The sequence below is a fragment of the Herpetosiphon llansteffanensis genome (genome assembly GCF_003205875.1).
Taxonomy (GTDB): Bacteria; Chloroflexota; Chloroflexia; order Chloroflexales; family Herpetosiphonaceae; genus Herpetosiphon; species Herpetosiphon llansteffanensis.
This window is the reverse complement of record NZ_PUBZ01000081.1, coordinates 201,017-220,006: the sequence shown is the minus strand read 5'-3', so window position 1 is coordinate 220,006 and position 18,990 is coordinate 201,017. Positions and strand designations below refer to the sequence as shown.

The 18,990-nt window shown below is 50.7% G+C and carries 17 protein-coding genes; 6 read left to right on the top strand and 11 right to left on the bottom strand.

The window, feature by feature from the left end:
- Positions 1-42: 42 nt before the first annotated feature.
- Positions 43-618, bottom strand: a complete 576-nt coding sequence (locus C5S61_RS07715) for a dihydrofolate reductase family protein (protein WP_110514486.1) — start codon at positions 616-618, stop codon at positions 43-45.
- Between the two features lie 83 nt (positions 619-701).
- Positions 702-1,184: a DUF1579 domain-containing protein gene (locus C5S61_RS07710; RefSeq protein WP_110514485.1), complete on the bottom strand. Its 483-nt coding sequence runs from the start codon at positions 1,182-1,184 to the stop codon at positions 702-704.
- 245 nt (positions 1,185-1,429) lie between these two features.
- On the opposite strand from C5S61_RS07710, the gene C5S61_RS07705 reads away from it, so the two are divergent.
- A complete protein-coding gene (locus tag C5S61_RS07705) occupies positions 1,430-2,629 on the top strand; it encodes a hypothetical protein (protein WP_124033403.1) in 1,200 nt (399 codons plus the stop codon).
- A 365-nt stretch (positions 2,630-2,994) separates the two neighbouring features.
- Positions 2,995-3,234 carry a hypothetical protein gene (locus tag C5S61_RS07695; RefSeq protein WP_124033402.1) on the top strand — a complete coding sequence of 80 codons (240 nt, stop codon included), beginning with the start codon at positions 2,995-2,997 and terminating at the stop codon, positions 3,232-3,234.
- 50 nt (positions 3,235-3,284) lie between these two features.
- Here the strand turns inward: C5S61_RS07695 and C5S61_RS07690 are convergent, their stop codons facing one another.
- From C5S61_RS07690 to C5S61_RS07675, 4 genes are all read right to left on the bottom strand, one after another.
- Entirely contained in the window at positions 3,285-4,748 is a 1,464-nt protein-coding gene (locus C5S61_RS07690) for a serine hydrolase domain-containing protein (RefSeq protein WP_164689282.1), read from the bottom strand.
- A gap of 82 nt (positions 4,749-4,830) precedes the next feature.
- Complete coding sequence (locus C5S61_RS07685; protein WP_164689281.1) at positions 4,831-5,874, bottom strand: expansin EXLX1 family cellulose-binding protein; 1,044 nt, start codon at positions 5,872-5,874, stop codon at positions 4,831-4,833.
- 103 nt (positions 5,875-5,977) lie between these two features.
- On the bottom strand, positions 5,978-6,631 hold the full coding sequence (locus tag C5S61_RS07680) for a hypothetical protein (protein WP_110514479.1): 654 nt from the start codon (positions 6,629-6,631) through the stop codon (positions 5,978-5,980).
- A 247-nt stretch (positions 6,632-6,878) separates the two neighbouring features.
- Positions 6,879-7,676, bottom strand: coding sequence for an alpha/beta fold hydrolase (locus C5S61_RS07675; protein ID WP_110514478.1), 798 nt, complete (start codon positions 7,674-7,676; stop codon positions 6,879-6,881).
- 347 nt (positions 7,677-8,023) lie between these two features.
- Between C5S61_RS07675 and C5S61_RS07670 the strand changes: the two genes are divergently transcribed.
- Complete coding sequence (locus tag C5S61_RS07670) at positions 8,024-9,247, top strand: MFS transporter (RefSeq protein ID WP_110514477.1); 1,224 nt, start codon at positions 8,024-8,026, stop codon at positions 9,245-9,247.
- 85 nt (positions 9,248-9,332) lie between these two features.
- Here C5S61_RS07670 and C5S61_RS07665 read toward each other — a convergent pair whose 3' ends face one another.
- Positions 9,333-10,817: an SMI1/KNR4 family protein gene (locus C5S61_RS07665; protein WP_110514476.1), complete on the bottom strand. Its 1,485-nt coding sequence runs from the start codon at positions 10,815-10,817 to the stop codon at positions 9,333-9,335.
- A 144-nt stretch (positions 10,818-10,961) separates the two neighbouring features.
- Between C5S61_RS07665 and C5S61_RS07660 the strand changes: the two genes are divergently transcribed.
- Together C5S61_RS07660 and C5S61_RS07655 are read left to right on the top strand one after the other, a co-directional pair.
- Positions 10,962-11,153 carry a hypothetical protein gene (locus C5S61_RS07660; RefSeq protein ID WP_110514475.1) on the top strand — a complete coding sequence of 64 codons (192 nt, stop codon included), beginning with the start codon at positions 10,962-10,964 and terminating at the stop codon, positions 11,151-11,153.
- A 56-nt stretch (positions 11,154-11,209) separates the two neighbouring features.
- Positions 11,210-13,450 carry a clostripain-related cysteine peptidase gene (locus C5S61_RS07655; RefSeq protein ID WP_110514474.1) on the top strand — a complete coding sequence of 747 codons (2,241 nt, stop codon included), beginning with the start codon at positions 11,210-11,212 and terminating at the stop codon, positions 13,448-13,450.
- A 64-nt stretch (positions 13,451-13,514) separates the two neighbouring features.
- Here C5S61_RS07655 and C5S61_RS07650 read toward each other — a convergent pair whose 3' ends face one another.
- From C5S61_RS07650 to C5S61_RS07640, 3 genes are all read right to left on the bottom strand, one after another.
- Positions 13,515-15,290, bottom strand: coding sequence for an FG-GAP repeat domain-containing protein (locus tag C5S61_RS07650; protein WP_164689280.1), 1,776 nt, complete (start codon positions 15,288-15,290; stop codon positions 13,515-13,517).
- A 94-nt stretch (positions 15,291-15,384) separates the two neighbouring features.
- Positions 15,385-16,107: a hypothetical protein gene (locus tag C5S61_RS07645; RefSeq protein ID WP_110514472.1), complete on the bottom strand. Its 723-nt coding sequence runs from the start codon at positions 16,105-16,107 to the stop codon at positions 15,385-15,387.
- Between the two features lie 241 nt (positions 16,108-16,348).
- Positions 16,349-17,290: a glycosyltransferase family 87 protein gene (locus C5S61_RS07640; protein WP_110514471.1), complete on the bottom strand. Its 942-nt coding sequence runs from the start codon at positions 17,288-17,290 to the stop codon at positions 16,349-16,351.
- A 98-nt stretch (positions 17,291-17,388) separates the two neighbouring features.
- On the opposite strand from C5S61_RS07640, the gene C5S61_RS07635 reads away from it, so the two are divergent.
- The gene (locus C5S61_RS07635; protein WP_110514470.1) at positions 17,389-17,835 is read left to right on the top strand and encodes a hypothetical protein; all 447 of its coding nucleotides are present in this window, start codon (positions 17,389-17,391) and stop codon (positions 17,833-17,835) included.
- 34 nt (positions 17,836-17,869) lie between these two features.
- On the opposite strand, the gene C5S61_RS07630 is transcribed toward C5S61_RS07635, so the two are convergent.
- On the bottom strand, positions 17,870-18,844 hold the full coding sequence (locus C5S61_RS07630; protein WP_110514469.1) for an aldo/keto reductase: 975 nt from the start codon (positions 18,842-18,844) through the stop codon (positions 17,870-17,872).
- Between the last annotated feature and the right edge of the window lie 146 nt (positions 18,845-18,990).

The window sequence follows — 18,990 nt, the reverse complement described above, 5'->3', positions numbered from 1 at the left end:
AATCAAAAAGTTGGGCATGGAAAAACCCATGCCCAACCTTGCTTATGCCTGCTTCAGGCCATAGCGATGCACCGCAACGCCACCCTCAAACACCTGATGCTCAAGCAATTCGAGTTGGACTGGTTGGCCCAAACCAGCAAATAGGCGAATCCCTTGGCCAATCATGACCGGATTAACTTTGAGCACTAGCTCATCAATTTCGCTGATCAAGGCACTGGCCAAGGAGCCACCACCACATAGCCAAATATCACGGCCAGCCTCTTGTTTCAAGCTCTGGACCAAACCAAGCGGATCTTGGGCAACCAGCGTCACATCGGGACTATCCAGCTTGCCGAGCGACGAGGAAATGACATACTGGCGCAGATGGGCATAGGGGCTGGTCACGCCTTCATTCAAGCCAACCGCATAGGTATGCCGCCCCATCAGCACTGTATCAAAGCGCTTTTGCTCAGCTGGAATCCCCAGCATGGTCATCACATGGGTTGGCATGGTTTCAGGGTATTCTTGGCGAATGTAATCCAAGTGGCCGCCAGTCATGGGAAAGAAATCAAAGCCACCAGCTTCGTCCGCAATAAAGCCATCGGCGGTACAAGCCACAAAATAGACTAATTTACGCACACACAACCTCCTTAACAACTAGGCTTCTGTTGCTTGAGTATAGCATGGCACTCTGATTGTGCGTAGGTTTTGCGGGAAAAGGGCTAAGCAGTCACGCGGCTATAAATTATCTCAACAGCTTTGGCTTCTGGCTCGTCAGGTTGGCGATTGTAGGCCGTAATCAGCAGCCTATCTGGGCCATCAGCAACAATTTCGGTGCGCCAACCCCAATCACTGCTGCCTTCAACCGCATAGCTGCCAAGCACATTCAGCGTCGGATCAGCGGGCTTGCCAGTGCTGAGCATGATGTTCGTAGGCATATGAAAGCTATCAACCCACGCCCCTTCAAAGCTAGCGGTCAATTGATTATAGCCATAGATTGCAGCTCCATGCAGTGGCGTGGCCTCAAACGCACTTTCATATTCGTGAATAATAAAGCGACTGGTGCCAATCCGGCGCAAGCTGCCACGAATTGGCGATTCATCGGCTAGCGTCTCCGGTCCAAACCATGTACGAGCAATTCCCTGCCATTGCCCAACCACACTTTGCAAAATCTGTTCGATCGCCGCTGTCCGTTCATCAGTCATCGTTATGCTCCTTACACAAGGTTGCCAGCTTGAGCTAGGAAAAGCCCAATTCTCCTACCCTGGTAGCCAAAAACCTCACAAGTATAGCACAAATGTTTGCATTTCATAGTACAGGTTAATGATTTTAATCTGTTGAAGCCATTTTTTGCTCAGCATGAGACTTTTCAGGCCCAAAATGAGACTTTTTGCAGCCTGCACTCCGCTATGCTAAAGCCAATTAAGAGTATGGTTGTATGGAGGTAAGCATGGACGTTCGACGACTAAGTATGCGGATTTTGTCGGTTCTGAGCCTGATGGCCCTCAGCATTTTGCCCGCTGCGGCCACCGCCGATTTCGACCTGTTGGATAGCCAAAACGCGACTGCGGTTGATAATGTCTCAACCGCCAATGGTGGAACCTACAATGGTGGCCGCGTCTATGTGGCGGCGACCAAACAAACCAGTAACAACAATGCCTTGCGGATCAATGGGATTTACACAGATGCCAACGGTGCCATTAGCACCAACTTCGTGTTAACTGAAGGCCCGATTCAAGATGTCGATGTGACAGAATATCGCGATAATATCGTCGTAGTTGCCGCGATTACCAGCGATCAGCTCAAATTGATTGCCTTCAAAACTAATGCTACTGGCGCAAATCGCTTGCAACGGCTTGGTGATACCGATGGCGTGGCCACGATTCCAGCCAGCATCAATTATGTTCACGTTGTGCGGGTTGGCCCAACCACCAATCCATCACTCGTATCGGCAGTTCAACTGAGCGATGGCCGTGCCCGCTTTGATGTGTGGGGCCTCAGCTCCGATGGCCAGACCTTTACCCATAAGTCAAGCAGAATTTCGGTTGGCCAAACTGGCCGCATCGCAATGAGCGCCGATTATATCAAGAGTTCGCGCAACTTTGCGATGGCCGCCCAAGATTCTAACGACAATATGATCGTGACGCTCTGGCAGGTTGATGTCAACGGCGATTTGATCAAATTGGCGCAAAGTGCTCGCAACACGATTGGCTTTGCCGATATTACCTTATCGGGCAATCGGATTTACACTGCGGCAACAAACACAGCCTCGCCATTAGCAACCGCCGAAGTTGCCCGCTGGACAGTAGCAGCAGCTGGCAGCGGCGCACCACTACCAAATATCTTGGTCTACGAAGATGAAGCAACGCTGCCAGTCTACTTCTCGGGCAGAGTGCAACTCGTCGACCAAGGCAACGAAGTGGTGGTAGTTGGGCAAACTGCTAGCGCAACCGACGACAACGATTGGCAAACCATTCGCTTTATCACCTACACGTTCGACGGCAGCAATCTGAGCCTGGCCAATCCCATCAAGACCTTAAACACTTGGGCAGATGACTTCGATTTGGTCAAAAACGATGATCGGTTCTTCTTGATGATTGACGGCTTTATCAATGGCCAAGATAGCCATCAACTCTGGCAATACAACTAGCCTCAACCAAGGCTAAGCAATCACAAACGTAATCACACAACCACGCTGGTCGAGCACAAAGCTGCTTGACCAGCGTGGTTTGGCGTTTCAGCGCAACACTACCTCCTTAAAAAGCGTAATCCTCGCCCTACTCATCGGTCTGGTCGTTTCAATACCGCAACGACCCACGCTGTTCAACGCTGGTCTCCAGCACCTTCCCAGCCGCATGGCTGCGACCCAATCTCGTGGCAACAATTACGCCAAGAGCTACCGCGAACGCTATCAAGGAGCATTTGGGCGGCTTGGTTTTGGCGATAGAATGGAAAGCTTTTTTTGGGCCGAAACCAACAATTGTGGCGATATGTACATTCAATGGCATCAGCTGAATGTATGGATGCCATCCGCAGCCCCTCGTGATGCAACGCCAAGCTGATGAACTCTACCAACTGCATTCGAGCCTGCGCGCAGCATCACCGATTAGGCTCAATATCTTTTGGGATATTCCAAACCTCAGCCAATGCGTTTGGCGCTTTTCAGTCGTCTGGTCAACCGACAATCTAGGCTGTCCTGCCCCACGCCCAACCAGCAGCGGAAATTTCACCTTCATTCCGCAAGCAAGCCGCTAAAATCGAACATGCTGCCGCGATGCCAAAAAAGCAATCGCGGCAGCAATTGGTTAATTTGGGAGTTGCTGCGCCGTCAATACAACTGGCCCTAATGAATCGAGAGCAGTGTTGATCCGAATTTCAATCAACAGTTCAGCATCAATAAAATCCAGCGTTAAGCTATGCACAAATGGCGTTTCATAGAGCAGCACCTGCATTGTAAAACTCGCCTCGCTCGTCCATGCGCCACTAGCAACAAACGGGGTATGGCCAAAAAATGCTTGCTGAAACAGCGCCGTCGCCCCAGCCTGCCAAACTCCATAACCACAAACAAGCGTTTCGACACTCGTCGCAGTTTGGCCAAGCAGGCGACAACCAGCGTCGCTGAAATGGATGTTTAGGCGTTCCAGCCCCAGCTGATTGGCTGCCACTTGATAGCTGCGGCCAGAAACTAGCGCGGCAATTGGCGAGCTTGTTTGGCCTGCAACCGTAGGAACATGCAAACTTGCTAATTTTTCAGTTAACGCTCGTTGCACCGCAGGATCAGCGGCTAAACCAGCATCACTCATACTTGGCAACAACAGATCCCACACCAAATCCAAGGGCTGCTGCATCGCAAAAACATCAATCCCAGCGGTTATCGCCAGCACTGCATCCTGCGCTGGTAGCACAAGGCAATATTGGCCAAACACGCCATCGCCACGATAGGCTCCATGGCGGCAACGCCAAAATTGATAGCCATAGCCTTGCGCCCAATCAGAATCAGGATCATCACCATTCGCTATTTGTAGCGCCGTGGCTTGCTTGACCCAAGCTTCGGATAGAATTCTTTGTTTGTTCCACAGACCTTTTTGCAAATACAACTGGCCAAATTTAGCCACAGCTTCGGTCGTTAGGCTCAGGCCAATGCCGCCAAGCGTAATGCCTTGCGGCGATTCCTGCCAGCGCATCTGCTCAATGCCCAAGGGCGCAAACAAGCGTGGGCCAAGATACTCGCTCAAGCGCATGCCAGTCGTTGTTTGAATAATCGCCGAGAGCAGATAGGTTGCGCCAGTGTTGTAAACAAACTGGCTGCCAGGCGCAGTTGCAATTGGATACTCCAAAAAGGCCTTAATCCAATTGCCATCAGGCCGCTCGTTCATTGCCGTCCATGGGTCGCTGGCATGGCCAGTTGCCATTGTAAGCAGGTGTTTAACCTGCATTGCTGCCAGCAGGTCGCTCACCAGCGGCGGCGTTTCAGCAGGAAAAAAGCCAATGACCAAATCATTGAGCGCGAAATAGCCTTCGTCAATTGCCAGCCCAACCGCCGTCGCCGTAAAGCTTTTGCTCAGCGAAAACAACAAATGTGGTCGTTCAGCCTCGTATGGCGACCACCATGCCTCGGCTACAACCGCGCCATGGCGCACGAGCATCACACTATGCAGACCGTGAATCTGGCTATCAAGCGCTTCGATAAACCGCAGCAAGCCTGCTGAGGCAATTCCCTGCTGTTCTGGGGTTGTCCGTGGCAAGCGATATTCATTATGTAAAATCATAGCAACAAACTCCATGCTCAAGCCATTTCAATCTGCTTAGTATCGTAGCAGCAGGCGCAACAAGCATGGAGTTTGGGTGAACTTAGATTGGTTGCCAAAGCGCTGGCACAATCTGCGGTTCCCAGCCGGGCAATGAGGTATGGGCTTGAATGCAGCGATAGTTTAGGCCATTGTGACGCACAAGGCTGCCAACGCTATAACTGGTGTAGGCTTGCCATGCACTAATTCCATTCTGGGTGGCAGTTGGCGATGGTGGGGCCATGGTCGGCACAAGGGTTGGGGTGGCACTCGCAGGAATTAAGGTCTTGGTTGGCGGCAACGTCGTTGCTGCTGGGGTTGGCGTGTTGGTACGCGTCGGCGTTAGGGTTGCCAGCGGCGTTGGCGTATTGGTGCTACTAGGGTTGGCTACATAGGGAAATTGCTGATTGCCAGCAACATCGCCCTCAGCGCGCAACGGAATATTGCTATCAGTCACAACATTGCCATACACATCAGTAATCCGAAACGTGAAGGGGCCGGTGCCCATGCCGCCAGGCACAAGAAAATAGTTATAATGCGCCCGCTCGACAGCTTGAAAAACCCCTTGCGGATTGCGAAACTCAAACTTAGCGATGGCATTGCGATGATTGCGCACTTGCACCCCAGCCCACCATTGGCTGCTGCCCTCTTTGTAATTGTAAATGAGCTGGCCGCCAAGATTGGGCACGCTGATCAATTGCCATGTAATTGGCACATTCCCAGCCTCAAGTGCTGCAATGCGCTCGAACGCTTGAGGGCTTAGGTCAATGCCACCAACCACGCAACCAGGGCAGCGATCAATAATTTTAACTGTTACGCTGCCGCGTGGCCCATTGACCGTCACAGAGGCCCCGCAATAATCGGCCAAGCCATAATCGCTGGTATTGATTGCAGCCACAAGCAGATCGCTGGGCACTGGCAAGCTACAATTACCCATGCCAACCGTTGGGTCATAATGGGTAGCCCGACCAGTGCGCAAAGCCCATGGATTGCTGATAGCCTGCATCGATTGCGCATTGCTTTTGGCAACCAGCAAGGCCGAAGCAAGCAGCATAGCCAACAGCAACCACAGGCCAATAATCATGCGTTGAGCTTGAATCCGTGCCATCAAATCCTCCAAACCATGCATAACAGGCGATTTCATTCTTGGCAAGGATGTTAATAAATTCAATGAAATTACAAACAATACTTTAAGCAAATTTTTACAAATGTCAAGCTTCGAAGTGGCTCAATGGGTAGATTGATGGTTGAAGTTCTACCAGCACGCGATTATCATCAACACCAGCTGCCGCCCACGCAGCGAGATTCGGCAAATCGCTAGCGTTGCTTAGCTCGATGAGATTGGCATTGGTACTCATCCATAATGCTGTTCGGGGCTGCCAATGAAGCGTCTGCAAGTGCAAGTTTGTTGGTGTCGAAAAGCTGGTTGCGATGAGACGATAGGCAATCCGATTGCGATGGGTAAAGCCTGCGCCAATCGCCCCTTGGCTAACAAGATCTGCGGGGGTAGCAAGCAGGCAAAGCTGTTGAGACTGTTCAATAAACAAGCTTATTCGGCCACTCGTAAAAATGTGCCATCCATCAGGCTGCTCATCCACAATGCCCATTTCACACATGAATTCGAGCATCGGGTCATGATCAGGGTTAGGAAGATCAAGCCCAACCAAACTTTGGGAAAGTGCAATCGCGATGGTCGATTGCTGTACCTTGGGAGCCTGCATCACATGCATCATAAACGTGCTCATCGCCCGATCAAGCTGGAACGGATCAACATAGGCAACCATTGGAACCACCAGCACAAAGCGCGTAGGGCTAAGCTGAAGATAACAACAGCGATGCTGGGCAATCATGGTTGTGCAACGCATGAGTAAACCTTTCTAGCATATAGAATAAACCTTCAATCAGAGCTGATTTCCAACGCTTTGAGCAAGTTTAGTCGAACCAGTGCTTGAAGGCCATGCGTTGGAACCCGCTTCGCTTGGATTATGGGTAACGCCCTACTTAACAAACGCTGGTAAAGCATCGGATTTAGATCCAGAGAATTCAAAAATCGACCAGCGGCTGACCACATTGCAATGATCAGCCGTCAGCAGCATAGGTATAAATGCAGCGCTACGCCAACAGAAATGGGGCCACAAGCTGAGCGACGAGCGGTGTTGCCATCAGTGTGTAATGGGTTGTGCCTGGCACAATCGCTAGCTGACCAGCTGGCCGACCAGAACCATCCATGCCGCCATCGCGCTGGCCGCCGCCCAACTGGCGGTAGAAGGCAACAATACCCTCGGGCCGCCAGCAGTCTGCATCGGCAAAGACCAGCATCACGGGCATTGGCAATGATGCCACCGCATCCGACCAGTCATAGTCTTGGGCTACCATCGCGCCTAGCTTGGTAAAAAGCCGCGTCCAATCGACCGCAGGGTAGAGCTGAGCCAACGGCGACTGCTGCAAGGCCGCACCGATCTGCGCCGCACCAGCACTCATATTGTCAAAGCTAGCAATCGCCTCTGGGTAGGCATCGGCGCGGCGCATGGGCGTTGAGACCAGCACCAAGCGCCGCACCAGCGTAGGATGGCGAATCGCCAACTGTAACGCCACTGCTCCACCCATCGAATAGCCCATCACCGCCGTTTGTTTAAGCGCCAATAGCTCGATTAGCGCCGCCACATCGTCAGCCATAAACTCGCGGCGCAGCGGTCGATCAATGTCGAGTGTGTGGCCGTGGCCCTGCAAATGGACGGCGATTACTTGGTTCGTCTTGGCCAACTCCGCCAACGTCGGCCCAAAGGTATCGCTGGGATTAACGCCTCCGTGCAGCAGAACGAGCGGCGCGCCACTCCCATGAATTTCATAGTAGAGTTTCAGCCCGTTAAGCTCGGCATACTGGCCTTGAACTGCATTTGAATCAACCATGAATCACATTCCTTTCCAAATGGGCAGCCGTTGGGCTGCAATCATATGAGTTTTGCGCTAACCGATACACCATGCATGGCACTATCCGAACATCCATGCTATTTTTACAGCTATCATCGTGCAAAACCGTGTAATCTGCAAGCCTCAAATAGGCCAGCAACGACATTTGCGTATCCTGCATTTATATTGGTGGTTATCGGCTATGATGGCCAGCGCACGGCAATAACCACCGATTGACCATTCAATGCTGGCGGTTAATTGTGGATTGGTGTTGCAGCTCATCAGGGTGATCAGTCCCGCCACGCTGGTGATAAAGCAGATTCGATTGCAGTTCGAAAGGATATGCTGTGAAGATCCAACGTCCGGCCAATCTTGGCCTGATTCTCCTGGCTTTTATTGCCTTTGTGGCTCTTGGTCTGCCCGATGGGTTGCTTGGTGTCGGCTGGCCCTCGATTCGGGCAAGTTTCGCTCAACAAATCGATGCGATTGGTTTATTTTTGACTGCATCGGTTGTTGGCTATATGGGTTCGACCTTCCTCAGCGGCATGTTGCTGGTACGGCTGGGTGTAGGCCGAATGCTGGCGATTAGTTGTTTGCTCACGGGAGTTGCATTAATTGGCTATACCCTTGTGCCTGCATGGTGGATGATGGCAGCGCTTGGGGTCATCGCTGGCATGGGTGCTGGCGCGATCGATGCAGGCCTCAACACCTATGTGGCAGCCCATTTTGGCGAAGGGCTGATGCAATGGCTACATGCTAGCTGGGGCGTTGGCATAACCCTCGGCCCAATCATCATGACTTTGGGGCTTGCGAACCTGAATACATGGCGCTTTGGCTATCTTGTGGTCGGTTGTTTTCAAATTGGTTTGGCGCTTTGTTTTGCCCTGACCAGCCACATGTGGAGCCGCCATGCTGCGGCAGCCAGCGCTGAACCAGAGGTTCGCCTGACAGATTACAAAACGCCGATGGGCGCAACCTTGAGCCAGCCGCGGGTTTGGCTCAGTATTACACTGTTTTTTCTGTATGTTGGGGCTGAAGCGTCGCTTGGCACATGGGCCTACAGTTTACTGACCGAATCGCGCGGCGTGGAAGAAACCTTAGCGGGATTCTTTGCTGGGAGCTATTGGTTCAGCTTTACCATCGGGCGGATTGTCGCTGGCCTGATCGCCACTCGTTTGGGATCTCATCGGCTGGTGTTGGGTGGCTTAACTGGAGCTTTTCTCGGTGCAGCATTACTGCTCTGGAATCCCTCACCAATCGCGAACGTGATTGCAGTGGCAATCATCGGCATTGCAATCGCGCCGATCTTTCCAGCGCTTATGTCGGGCACCAAAACGCGCGTTGGCGACCATCATGCTGCCAATACCATCGGCATGCAAATGACCGCAACTGGCTTTGGCATGGCAGTCATCCCTACCCTTTTGGGCGTGCTGGCCCGCCGAATGTCGCTCGAAATTATCCCAATCTGCTTGCTGATCGTCTATGCGGTGATGATTGGGGTCTATGGGCTGGCAATGCGGGTTCAAAAGCCCACCAATATGCCCAGCAGCGTAGAAATAGAACATTCGTAATAAGAGCCCAGCAGAACGCAGCATGCTTTTAATGAGCATGCTGCGTTCTGCTTTTAGTCCAGCAAGGAGCACTAAACCATTTAATCTAGCGTTCGCCAATTGCATAGGGCTGCCATGCTGCTGGCCAATCCTCAGGCTCATAAATATCGTAGCTAATGCGCTGTGTATCGGCTGATGGATCGTGGATAGCGCGAAGCGTTGCTAAGCCCTCGTCGTCACAGCGCCACCAGCCAGTTGCTGGATCAATTGCAATCACGCCTGTTTGATAGGCAGCAACGTAGGTCGCAATCAGCGCGCTAATCGATGAATAATCAACCACGATGGTTGGATCATGTGAATCGTTCCAGAGCACCGGCGCATGATCGTTTGCTTGCTCTGTCAGAGGAATTAAACGCCTATCATAGCTTTGGCAAATTGGAAACCAAACTGTACACCATGGAAATTCAACGCCAAACTCGTTATCATCGCGATAGGTTGCCAGCGCTTCTTCCAGCGGCAGAAAATCGAGATGGCCAAACAACGTAGCGCCATGCTCAGTGCCATTATGCCAACGATAAAGCGTCGCTACATCGTCGGGTAAGCGCAAGGGAGTAAGCAAAGCGTTGAGTTGTTCAAGTTGGTCCTCGCTGATGCCAGGCTTAAGTTGGGCATAGCGATCAGCTGCATGCTGAGCAAGAAAGTCTTCGAATTCAGTAAGCAACGCTACCAATGCTTGTTGGGCTGGGAGAATCGGCTGTTTTTGGGGACGTGGCAAGCGAACTGGTTCAGCAAGCGCCGCTGCCGCCGCTGCCCGCGAAGCCGTATATGCCTGAGCATGGATAAGGTCGCAGCGTACCTCGACACTTCCCCGTTCAGCAATAATAGCTCGCAAGGTTGGATCATCAACGTTATAGCCCATCCAAAAAGCTGGGCGAGAAGAATAGCCCGCTTGGAACATCGCTGGATAAGCGAGCAAATAGCGTGGGCAGCGTTCCAAACAAGCCTTTTGAAAGCGCCAAAGGTCTGACTCGGGGACATCTGGCCGCAGAAAAAGCATAACAAAGCAAAATTGTGCCCTAAATGGTTGGGGAATAAGCTGAATTCCATTCATGGTCGTATGCTGATAGACCATTGGCATAGCCAAAATCGCGTTATACATGCGCTCGGCCTCGCTAACGCTACGGGGAATTGCTAAGCGGAGCAGATAAGCTAGCTCTATGTAGGACATAAAAAAATCATCATATACCTGTAGATTAAGGATCGCATCAAAATAGACCAGTGGCGTTAAAAGGGTAAAGATGGTAACAAAAGAGCAAGCGAGATTTTCACGTTCAGCCATTGATTGTGTTTCAGTCATCAAACTATACAAGTTCGTATCAATCATGCGCAACCACGTGCGGTCCAGCGCTGGCGGTGGATAGACCAAAATATGCCGATTAATCTTGCCTGTGATGCTTGGATTGAGAAGGTAATTGGTTTGGATACAGTTAAACACCTGTTGCCGTTCCTGCGCGCTGATCTGAAGACCTACTGTATCCCAACGCTCAAGAATCAAGCGCGCGATCGAACTGATGGATTGTGAGTTCTCCATGGCAACACCTCTCCTTTTTCGTTTACTCAATAACCAGATTCTACCAGCAAGCGATGGTATAATCCAAGCATACCCCAACTGCAATAAATCTGCGCCACGATGCTCTATCTACTAGGCACTTAATTGTTAATAAGGAGTCCTACGATGAAACCTGAAGACATTGCCAAAAAAGTTCGCGAAGCCGCTGAAGATGGCTTGAAAAAAGCCCAAACCAATAGCACTGACGATCAACTCGACCAAGCAAGCGAGCCGCGCGATCGTCGCCCAGCCAAGGAAGCAGACGAACATATTACCTTGCGCAAACGCCGCCGCCCAAGTGGCAACGATAACGAATAATCACCTGCTCACGATTGGAAATACTCGCCGATTTTTGCACTTTGTAGGAGTGTTGTATGCAGCAGATTGCGCCGCGACGCTGGCGTTTGACGCGTTTTAGCTTCGTTTTACTCTTGCTCTTAGCCGCTTGTGCCGATCTCTCCGAACCAACTCCGGTGGCAAAACGCACTCCGATTACTGGCCAAGCCACACCCGCCGCTCCAACCCGCACGCCCGCTGGCCGCGATGATCAGACCTGGCTGATTATGCTTTACTCCGATGCCGATGATGAGATTCTTGAGGAAGATATGCTCAACGATCTCAACGAGGCCGAATTGGTCGGCTCGACCGATCGGGTGCGCGTGGTCGCCCAAGTGGATCGCTACGATGGTGGCTACGATGGCGATGGCGATTGGACAAGCACCAAACGCTTTTACATCGAGCAAGACGACAACCTTGAGCAAATGAACTCCAAGGAAGTTGCCGATCTTGGCGAGCAAAACATGGCCGATGCCGATACCTTGATCGATTTTGTCACATGGGCCGCCAAAGCCTATCCCTCGGATAAATATGTGCTGATTATGTCGGATCATGGCTCGGGCTGGCCTGGTGGCTGGACTGACCCTGAACCTTCAACCCTCGGTCGCCACGATATTCCCTTGGCCGAGAGCTTTGGCGATATGCTGTTTCTGATGGAAATGAGCGAAGCTTTTGAGCATATCATTGCCGAAACGGGGATTGGCGAATTCGAACTGATTGGCTTTGATGCCTGTTTGATGAGCCATGTGGAAGTCTATAGCGCGATTGCACCCTATGCCCGCTATGCAGTGGCCTCGCAAGAGGTCGAGCCATCGCTTGGTTGGGCCTATGCCGCCATTCTTGGCCGCCTAACCGATAGCCCAGAGATTGACGGCGCTGAGCTTTCGCGGGCGATCGTCGATAGCTATATCGAGCAAGATCAACAAATTCTCGATGATGATGCGCGGGCCAAGTATGTTTCGCGGACCTACGACTTCGATGGCGAGGTTTCTGCAGAAGAAGTATTGGAGCAAGAACGCAAGGCCATCACGCTGACGGCGGTTGATTTGGGCAAATTGCCAGCGGTTATCGATGCGCTTGATCGCTTGGTGATAACCTTGGCCGAAGCTGAGCGCAAAGATATTGCCGCCGCTCGCCGCTATACCCAAGCCTTCGAGAGCGTTTTTGATAGCGATCAGCCCAAGCCCTATATTGATCTTGGTCACTTTGCCCAATTGCTCAAGCAAAAAGTCAATGTGCCAAGCGTCAACAAAGCAGCCGACGACTTGATTAAAGCCATCGACAAGAGCTTGATCGAAGAAAAACATGGCGACGAAAAAGCTGGCGCAACTGGCATCTCGATTCACTTTCCCAATTCGAAGCTCTACACCAGTGCCGATGCTGGCTATAAATCGTATAACACGGTTGCGGTAAGCTTCGTTAACGATTCGCTGTGGGATGAATTTTTGGCCTTCCAATACGCCAAAAAGCCCTTGCCAACCAGCGTTGAGCAACCAACCGCCACCATCGAACGCCAGCCAACGCCTGAACCAGTTGATGTCGGCGAGGTTGAAGCTCCTGGCGCTGAGCCAATTACGGTTGCGCCAATTCAGCTTTCATCCACCACCGCCAGCCTTGATCGGCCAGTTGTGCTCAACAGCAGCATCACTGGCGATAATATTGCCTTTGTCTATATCTTCATCGGCTATTACGATCAAGAATCCGATGCGATTCGCGTGTTGGATATGGATTATCTTGATGCTGAGCAAACCCGCGAAATTGGTGGGGTCTTTTATCCCGATTGGGGCGCGGCCTCGACGATTGATATTGAGTTCGAATGGGATACGCAAGTGTTTGCCATGCAGAATGAAACCCAATCGAGCTTAGCCTTGTTCAGCCCCGAAGATTATGGCGCATCGCCAGAAGACGCAACCTACACGGTTGAAGGCTTGTATACGACTGCCAAAGGCAAAAAGAGCCGTCGCGCCTTGTTGCTGTTCAGCAATGGCGAGTTGGTGCAAGTGCTCGGCTACACGGGCAAAGAAGATACTGGCTCGTTGCGCGAAATTAACCCCAAGCCTGGTGATAAATTTGTGCTGCTCGATACCTGGCTCGAAGAATCGCAGCAAACAGGCGAGAGCGAATTCGTCAATTACGAAGGCGAAGATTTTGTCTTTGGCTCGGATAACTTTACCTGGCAGCTTGAGCCAGCGCCAGCAGGCAACTATTTGGTTGGCTTCTTTGCCGAAGATTTTGATGGCAATGTCTACTCGGCCTACGAAACCTTGATCGTCGAATAACTGCTTAAACAAGCAAGGCACTGGGTAACCCAGCGCCTTGCTTTATTTTAGGGCAATGAATAATTTAGGGCAGCCAGATTAACCAAACTTCACTATTGCCATAGACCGAGCCAGCCACATCGCGGAAGGTAATCGTCAGCGGTTGATCGAGCCATGTTTGCAACTCGCTCCGTGAAATTTCGACAATTTGCGGCGTAGTCAACGTGTTTTCATACAAGATTTGATTGTTCGCCCAAACCGTCATGCGATCATCAACCCGTACTTCGGCCACCGCATCGCGGCGCGACGAGAGGTAAAAACGTCCAGTCGTTGGCAGCGGACCATGAATCGTCAGGGTCGTGGTGTAGTAAATTTGGCCTTGCTGCGTGATCGGAATCAAGGCTTGGGCAATCGGATTGATCACAACCGGAAAGATCTGGCGCTGATTCGTCACCAACGGCAAGAAAGTCATTGAATTGCCAACGCCTGGGGTAACGCTTGGTTGTACCGTTGGCGTTGCGGTTGGAATTTCGGTTGGCGTTGCAGTGCTCGTTGGCGTTGCGGTTGGGGTTTCGGTTGGCGTTGCAGTGCTCGTTGGCGTTTCGGTTGGAATTTCGGTTGGCGTTGCAGTGCTCGTTGGCGTGTTGGTTGGAATTTCGGTTGGCGTGTTGGTTGGGGTTTCAGTTGGTGTTGCGGTTGCAAGCGGAACGCGGCGCAACAAAATGCTTATGCTATCGCCATAAAAATTCGAGGTTGCAAGATCAACTAAACCATCATTATTCAAATCGGCATAGATTAATGAGGTTGGGTGCACTCCGACGCTCACAAGTTGCGGCGCGCTAAAATTGGCATTGCCTAAGCCAAAGTAAATACTGACCGTGCCTGGATCGACATCGCTAAGCGTATTGGTTGCCAAAATATCAAGCAAACCATCGCCATCAAGATCGCTGATTTCAATATCGCCTGGGCCTTGCAAGAAAATCGTTGGCGTAAGTTGGCTAAAACTCCCAGTGCCGTTATTGATCAAGCGGGTCATGCTTTGTTCAAAGCGGTTAACCCCAATAATATCGTTATCGCCATCAGCATCAATATCGCCAATGCCAGCGCTATGCGGCACCGACCCAATAGGATAATGAAGCGCAGCGGCAAACGTGCCATTAGCATTATTACGCAACACACTGACGCTATTGCTGCCAGCATTGGCCACAACCACCTCAGGATAGCCATCGCCGGTTAGGTCGCCGACTGCCTCAAGCGTTGGCGATGCTTGAACATTATAGAGAACCTGATTGGCAAACGTACCATTGCCGTTGCCCAATAACACACTGACACTTTGGCTATTGATGTTGGTTACGACCGCATCGAGCCGAGTATCTTGGTTGAAATCGCTCAAAATTACGTCGGTTGGGCGTGAACCAGTAGCAAACGATTGGCCCAGCACGAAGGTGCCATCGCCATTGCCAAGCATAACAACCAGTCGATGCGTACTTTGATTCGTCACGACAATATCGAGATGCTGATCATTATTCAGCCGCCCAACATCAATCCCACACGGAGCCGCAATTCCATAACTAGCGCGGGTTGGAAAACCGCCAGCCCCATCATTGATAAATATCTGAACTTCGCTTACCAATTGATTGGTCGTTGCCAAATCGACAAAACCATCGCCGTTGAAATCGCCACGCCCCAATTCACAAGGCCGACTTGGCGCAGCATAGGTCACTACAGGATGAAAATCAATTGGATTAGGCAAGTTTTGAGCAGTTAACTCTTGACTATTGGCATTAACAATCAAGAAACTGCTCACCAAAAGAGTGCCAACACTTGCGAGCAGGCCACGCCGAAAAAAGCTGGTTGTCATGCGAAAATCTCCCATCAATCGAGTATGCAGCTAGGTTGTTCTCTCCAATGAGGTTGCAGCAAAGTATACCAGAAAGGCTGTCTCAATAGAAAGCCTAATTTTTAGCTAGTTGCCACGCAACCTGCTGCAAATAGTGAGCTTGCGCATCAGGTAAATCGGTTAAGTTTGGCAAGGATTGGCTTGGTGGCAGGAAGAGGGTCGTATAAAAAACGCAGGCGGTTAAATATGCACCGTTTAATGTTGAATGGTTTTGATCTGGCTCGTAGAGCGCGATTGAGCGATCGTGTTGGCGAACTTGTTGCCAAGCAGCGCCCGCCTTAACCAAGATTGCCTGTTGCCCAGCGGCCTGCGCATAGGCCGCATTAAGCTGTGGTTGCTGCTCAGGTGCATACTCACGCGCCCACGTCGCAAAGATCACTGGCGTTGCGCCTTGCTGACGAATCGCTTGAATCCAGCGGCTTGCTGCTTGTTGAAACCCCTGCGGATCTTCAATTGGCCCAAGGCTGCGCTCTTGCAACACCACATATTGCCAGCGTTGGCGTTGCAAGGCCTGCAAGCCCACGCCATCATTCCAATGCTTAGCCAAACTTGCGCCGCCTTCGACCACAGTTTCAATTTCAAGGCAATAGCGCGGCTCCCCAGCAGCAGCCAATTCCGCCAACAAATTGGGCATGTTGTGGCCATAGGTATGGCTATTACCAATAAAAAGCAGGCTAACTTTTTGGCAATTCTGCTGATTATTAATCCAAACCAAGGCCCCAATACTTGCTACCACAACCGCAATTAAGATCAATCCTTGGGCAAACCAGCGTTGCATCTATCCTCCTCACAAGCATTCAGCATTCTCGGCTAGGTTGCAGCCATGCATTAACCACGGCATGATCCCCTCACCCCAACCCCTCGCCCGTGCACGGGCGAGGGGCTTTAACTCCATGGTTCTGCCGCACTCAATGGTGAAAACGGTTGGCTCCACCTCGCCCGCGTTCAGTGGGCGAGGTGGCTGGGGGTGAGGGAACACGGTTGCCAATCACCAGTAAAGTATTTGGGCTACGAGAAACTTAATTTGCCAAGCGTTGTTGCCGTTGCGCCCACCAACTTTGCGGCCAATTTGTATAGCAAATATGAATAATGATCGCCAAAGGCAGAATCCAAGCAAAGCGCATAGCAGTTGAGCCAGCCAATGGAATAAACAAAACCCATGCATACGAGAGCGGAATCGTCCACCATTTGGGGTAGAACAGAACCAACACCATATAGGTATAAATGCCAAAAAATGGCGAGGCCAACGCCATCACCGCAATGCTAAGCACAATCCGTAAATCACGCTGCTTGAAGAGCAAGGGAATCCAAATAAAGGGCAAGCCAAAGCGCCATGTATCCAAAGCAGAATAGCGCCACATATGCACCGGCAAGGCTTCAGTATTGGTCAGCCAACGCACTGGCCAATCGATGCCAAACACCGCAAAACTAAGCAAGGCCATAATGATCGGCGCAACCAACATTTTGCCTAATACCGGCCATGATTGACCAATGATCAGATAGAGCATCGCTAAAGCCATAATTTGCGGCTTAATTGCCAAAAAGCATAAGCCAATTCCATTAACTAAGGGGTTTTCGTGCTTGAGAATTAAATATATCCCTATGCATAAATAAATATCAATCTGACCCAACCAAAATTGGCCAATAACCGCAAACGAGGCTACAATTAATGGATTGACATCCATCGTATAAATGAGCCAAAACAGAATGGCAAACATTACCATATTCCAAAGTGGCCATTCAATTGAGTTATGCGGTAAAAGCCCTAACGGAGCCAAAAACCAACGCGCATAATAAGGAACATAGCCACAATCAAGGCAACCTTTGGCAAATGGAATATAATGATTATATAAATCACTGCCATACGGCATTACAAACGAGATTCCAATATAAAAGAGCACCATCACAATCGAACTAATCCATGCAATTCTTCGCCAATTGATGGTTGGTTGTTGGCTCATCGGTTGCGTTCCTCAATACTTCGACAATCGTTCGCTTGGTTGTGCAGCACGTGTTGCAGCATCCGCAGCTTAGCAAAAGCTACTTAATACGGAGATCTATGGGAAATTCAATCGTCATGATTCCAGTTATGTGTGATCCTGAGATGGCTGATTGGGTAGCAGAATATGGGATTACGCTGCCAACATTACACGCTGATAGTCGCTATCCCACGTTGGCCGAAATGCGAGCCTTCTTCCAGCGTTTTCCCGAATATACAGTCAGCGAAAGCATTAATGATCAGGTCTGCGATTTGTATATTCAAGGTCGCGAAGCATATCAGTATACGCCGATTTGGTTTCGTGAATTCAAAGGCGACGAGCACGAACCACTCAGGATTCATTTTCACAAAGGGAATTATGAGTTAGTTTTATGGATTGTGCATCAAATCGCCGCCTGGTGTGGCCCAATGGTTGTCTGCACCCAAAGTTCGGGCGTTCCCATGCTCATCAGCCATGATATGGTCTTTGATCAACATTTGATCGACCAATTTTATGCATTGGAATGAGCGCTGTGGTTACCACAGCGCCCGTTTAATCTGCTTAGGGCACGTTGGCGGTGCGGGCTGCTGCCAGCAGATGATACCATTCTTCGCGATTGAGTTCGATTTGCAGGGCTTCTTTGGTTGCGGCAATTCGGCCTGGGTTGGTAGTGCCAATGATTGGTAAAATCTGGGCTGGGTGGCGCAACAACCATGCCAACTGAATCGCTTCGGAGCTTACGCCATAGCGTTCAGCCAATTGATTGACCAAGGCCGCCGTTGCCTTAACGTTCGCTGGCGCATCATCCTTGAAATTAACCAACTGGCCACCAGACAATGGCCCCCAGGCTTGAATTTGAATCTTGTGCAAACGACAATAATCGAGCAAACCGAAGGCTGCATTAAACGGCAAATTGCTACGATTGGTATCAATGCCTTCGCTAATTAATTGATGATGCAACAAACTTAATTGCACCTGATTCACCACCAACGGCTGATCAAGCACCGCTTGGGTTAGCTCAATTTGGGCTGGCGAATGGTTGCTGACCCCAAAATAGCGCACTTTGCCGCTTTGTTGCAATTGGTCAAAAGCCCGCGCAATTTCCTCTGGCTCGACCAGCATATCAGGTCGGTGTAACAGCAACAGATCAAGGTGATCGGTGTTGAGTCGTTTGAGGCTGCCTTCAACCGAGGCAATAATATGCTCGTAGCTGAAATCGTAGCGCTGCGGCGAGCCAGCAGGCTCATCTGCAAAACGAATACCACACTTCGATTGCAAAACGATCTGATCGCGCAGGCTTGGTTGCTCTGCCAACAGTTCACCAAACATTCGCTCAGATTTGCCCCGTGTATAAATATCGGCATGATCAAACAGGGTAATATCTTGTTCCAGTGCGGCAGCCAGCGCTTTGCGCCCAGTTTCATATTCGCTGCTCGTCCACGGCTCGTTGCTCCAATTACCCCCAATCGTCATACAGCCATAGCCAATTGGCGACATCTGGAGATCAGTTCGTGAAATCGTGTACGGGTTTTTCATACTAGCATCTCACACTATCCAAAGCCTTGGGGTAGGCTTCGGCTCAGCTTTAGGGTAACACATTTTTACGCCAACCAGCATTGCTAGCTATAATTTTCGTTTTGTATAGCAGAATAGTAGCTGACACTAAAATGTTGCTTTTTTCG

What these genes read in the sequence shown, in the direction of transcription:
- C5S61_RS07710 (WP_110514485.1), bottom strand. Translation starts at nt 1,184, where the DNA reads ATGACTGATGAACGGACAGCGGCGATCGAACAGATTTTGCAAAGTGTG.
- C5S61_RS07705 (WP_124033403.1), top strand. Translation starts at nt 1,430, where the DNA reads ATGGACGTTCGACGACTAAGTATGCGGATTTTGTCGGTTCTGAGCCTG.
- C5S61_RS07695 (WP_124033402.1), top strand. Translation starts at nt 2,995, where the DNA reads ATGTATGGATGCCATCCGCAGCCCCTCGTGATGCAACGCCAAGCTGAT.
- C5S61_RS07690 (WP_164689282.1), bottom strand. Translation starts at nt 4,748, where the DNA reads ATGATTTTACATAATGAATATCGCTTGCCACGGACAACCCCAGAACAG.
- C5S61_RS07685 (WP_164689281.1), bottom strand. Translation starts at nt 5,874, where the DNA reads ATGGCACGGATTCAAGCTCAACGCATGATTATTGGCCTGTGGTTGCTG.
- C5S61_RS07680 (WP_110514479.1), bottom strand. Translation starts at nt 6,631, where the DNA reads ATGCGTTGCACAACCATGATTGCCCAGCATCGCTGTTGTTATCTTCAG.
- C5S61_RS07675 (WP_110514478.1), bottom strand. Translation starts at nt 7,676, where the DNA reads ATGGTTGATTCAAATGCAGTTCAAGGCCAGTATGCCGAGCTTAACGGG.
- C5S61_RS07665 (WP_110514476.1), bottom strand. Translation starts at nt 10,817, where the DNA reads ATGGAGAACTCACAATCCATCAGTTCGATCGCGCGCTTGATTCTTGAG.
- C5S61_RS07660 (WP_110514475.1), top strand. Translation starts at nt 10,962, where the DNA reads ATGAAACCTGAAGACATTGCCAAAAAAGTTCGCGAAGCCGCTGAAGAT.
- C5S61_RS07655 (WP_110514474.1), top strand. Translation starts at nt 11,210, where the DNA reads ATGCAGCAGATTGCGCCGCGACGCTGGCGTTTGACGCGTTTTAGCTTC.
- C5S61_RS07650 (WP_164689280.1), bottom strand. Translation starts at nt 15,290, where the DNA reads ATGACAACCAGCTTTTTTCGGCGTGGCCTGCTCGCAAGTGTTGGCACT.
- C5S61_RS07645 (WP_110514472.1), bottom strand. Translation starts at nt 16,107, where the DNA reads ATGCAACGCTGGTTTGCCCAAGGATTGATCTTAATTGCGGTTGTGGTA.
- C5S61_RS07640 (WP_110514471.1), bottom strand. Translation starts at nt 17,290, where the DNA reads ATGAGCCAACAACCAACCATCAATTGGCGAAGAATTGCATGGATTAGT.
- C5S61_RS07635 (WP_110514470.1), top strand. Translation starts at nt 17,389, where the DNA reads ATGGGAAATTCAATCGTCATGATTCCAGTTATGTGTGATCCTGAGATG.
- C5S61_RS07630 (WP_110514469.1), bottom strand. Translation starts at nt 18,844, where the DNA reads ATGAAAAACCCGTACACGATTTCACGAACTGATCTCCAGATGTCGCCA.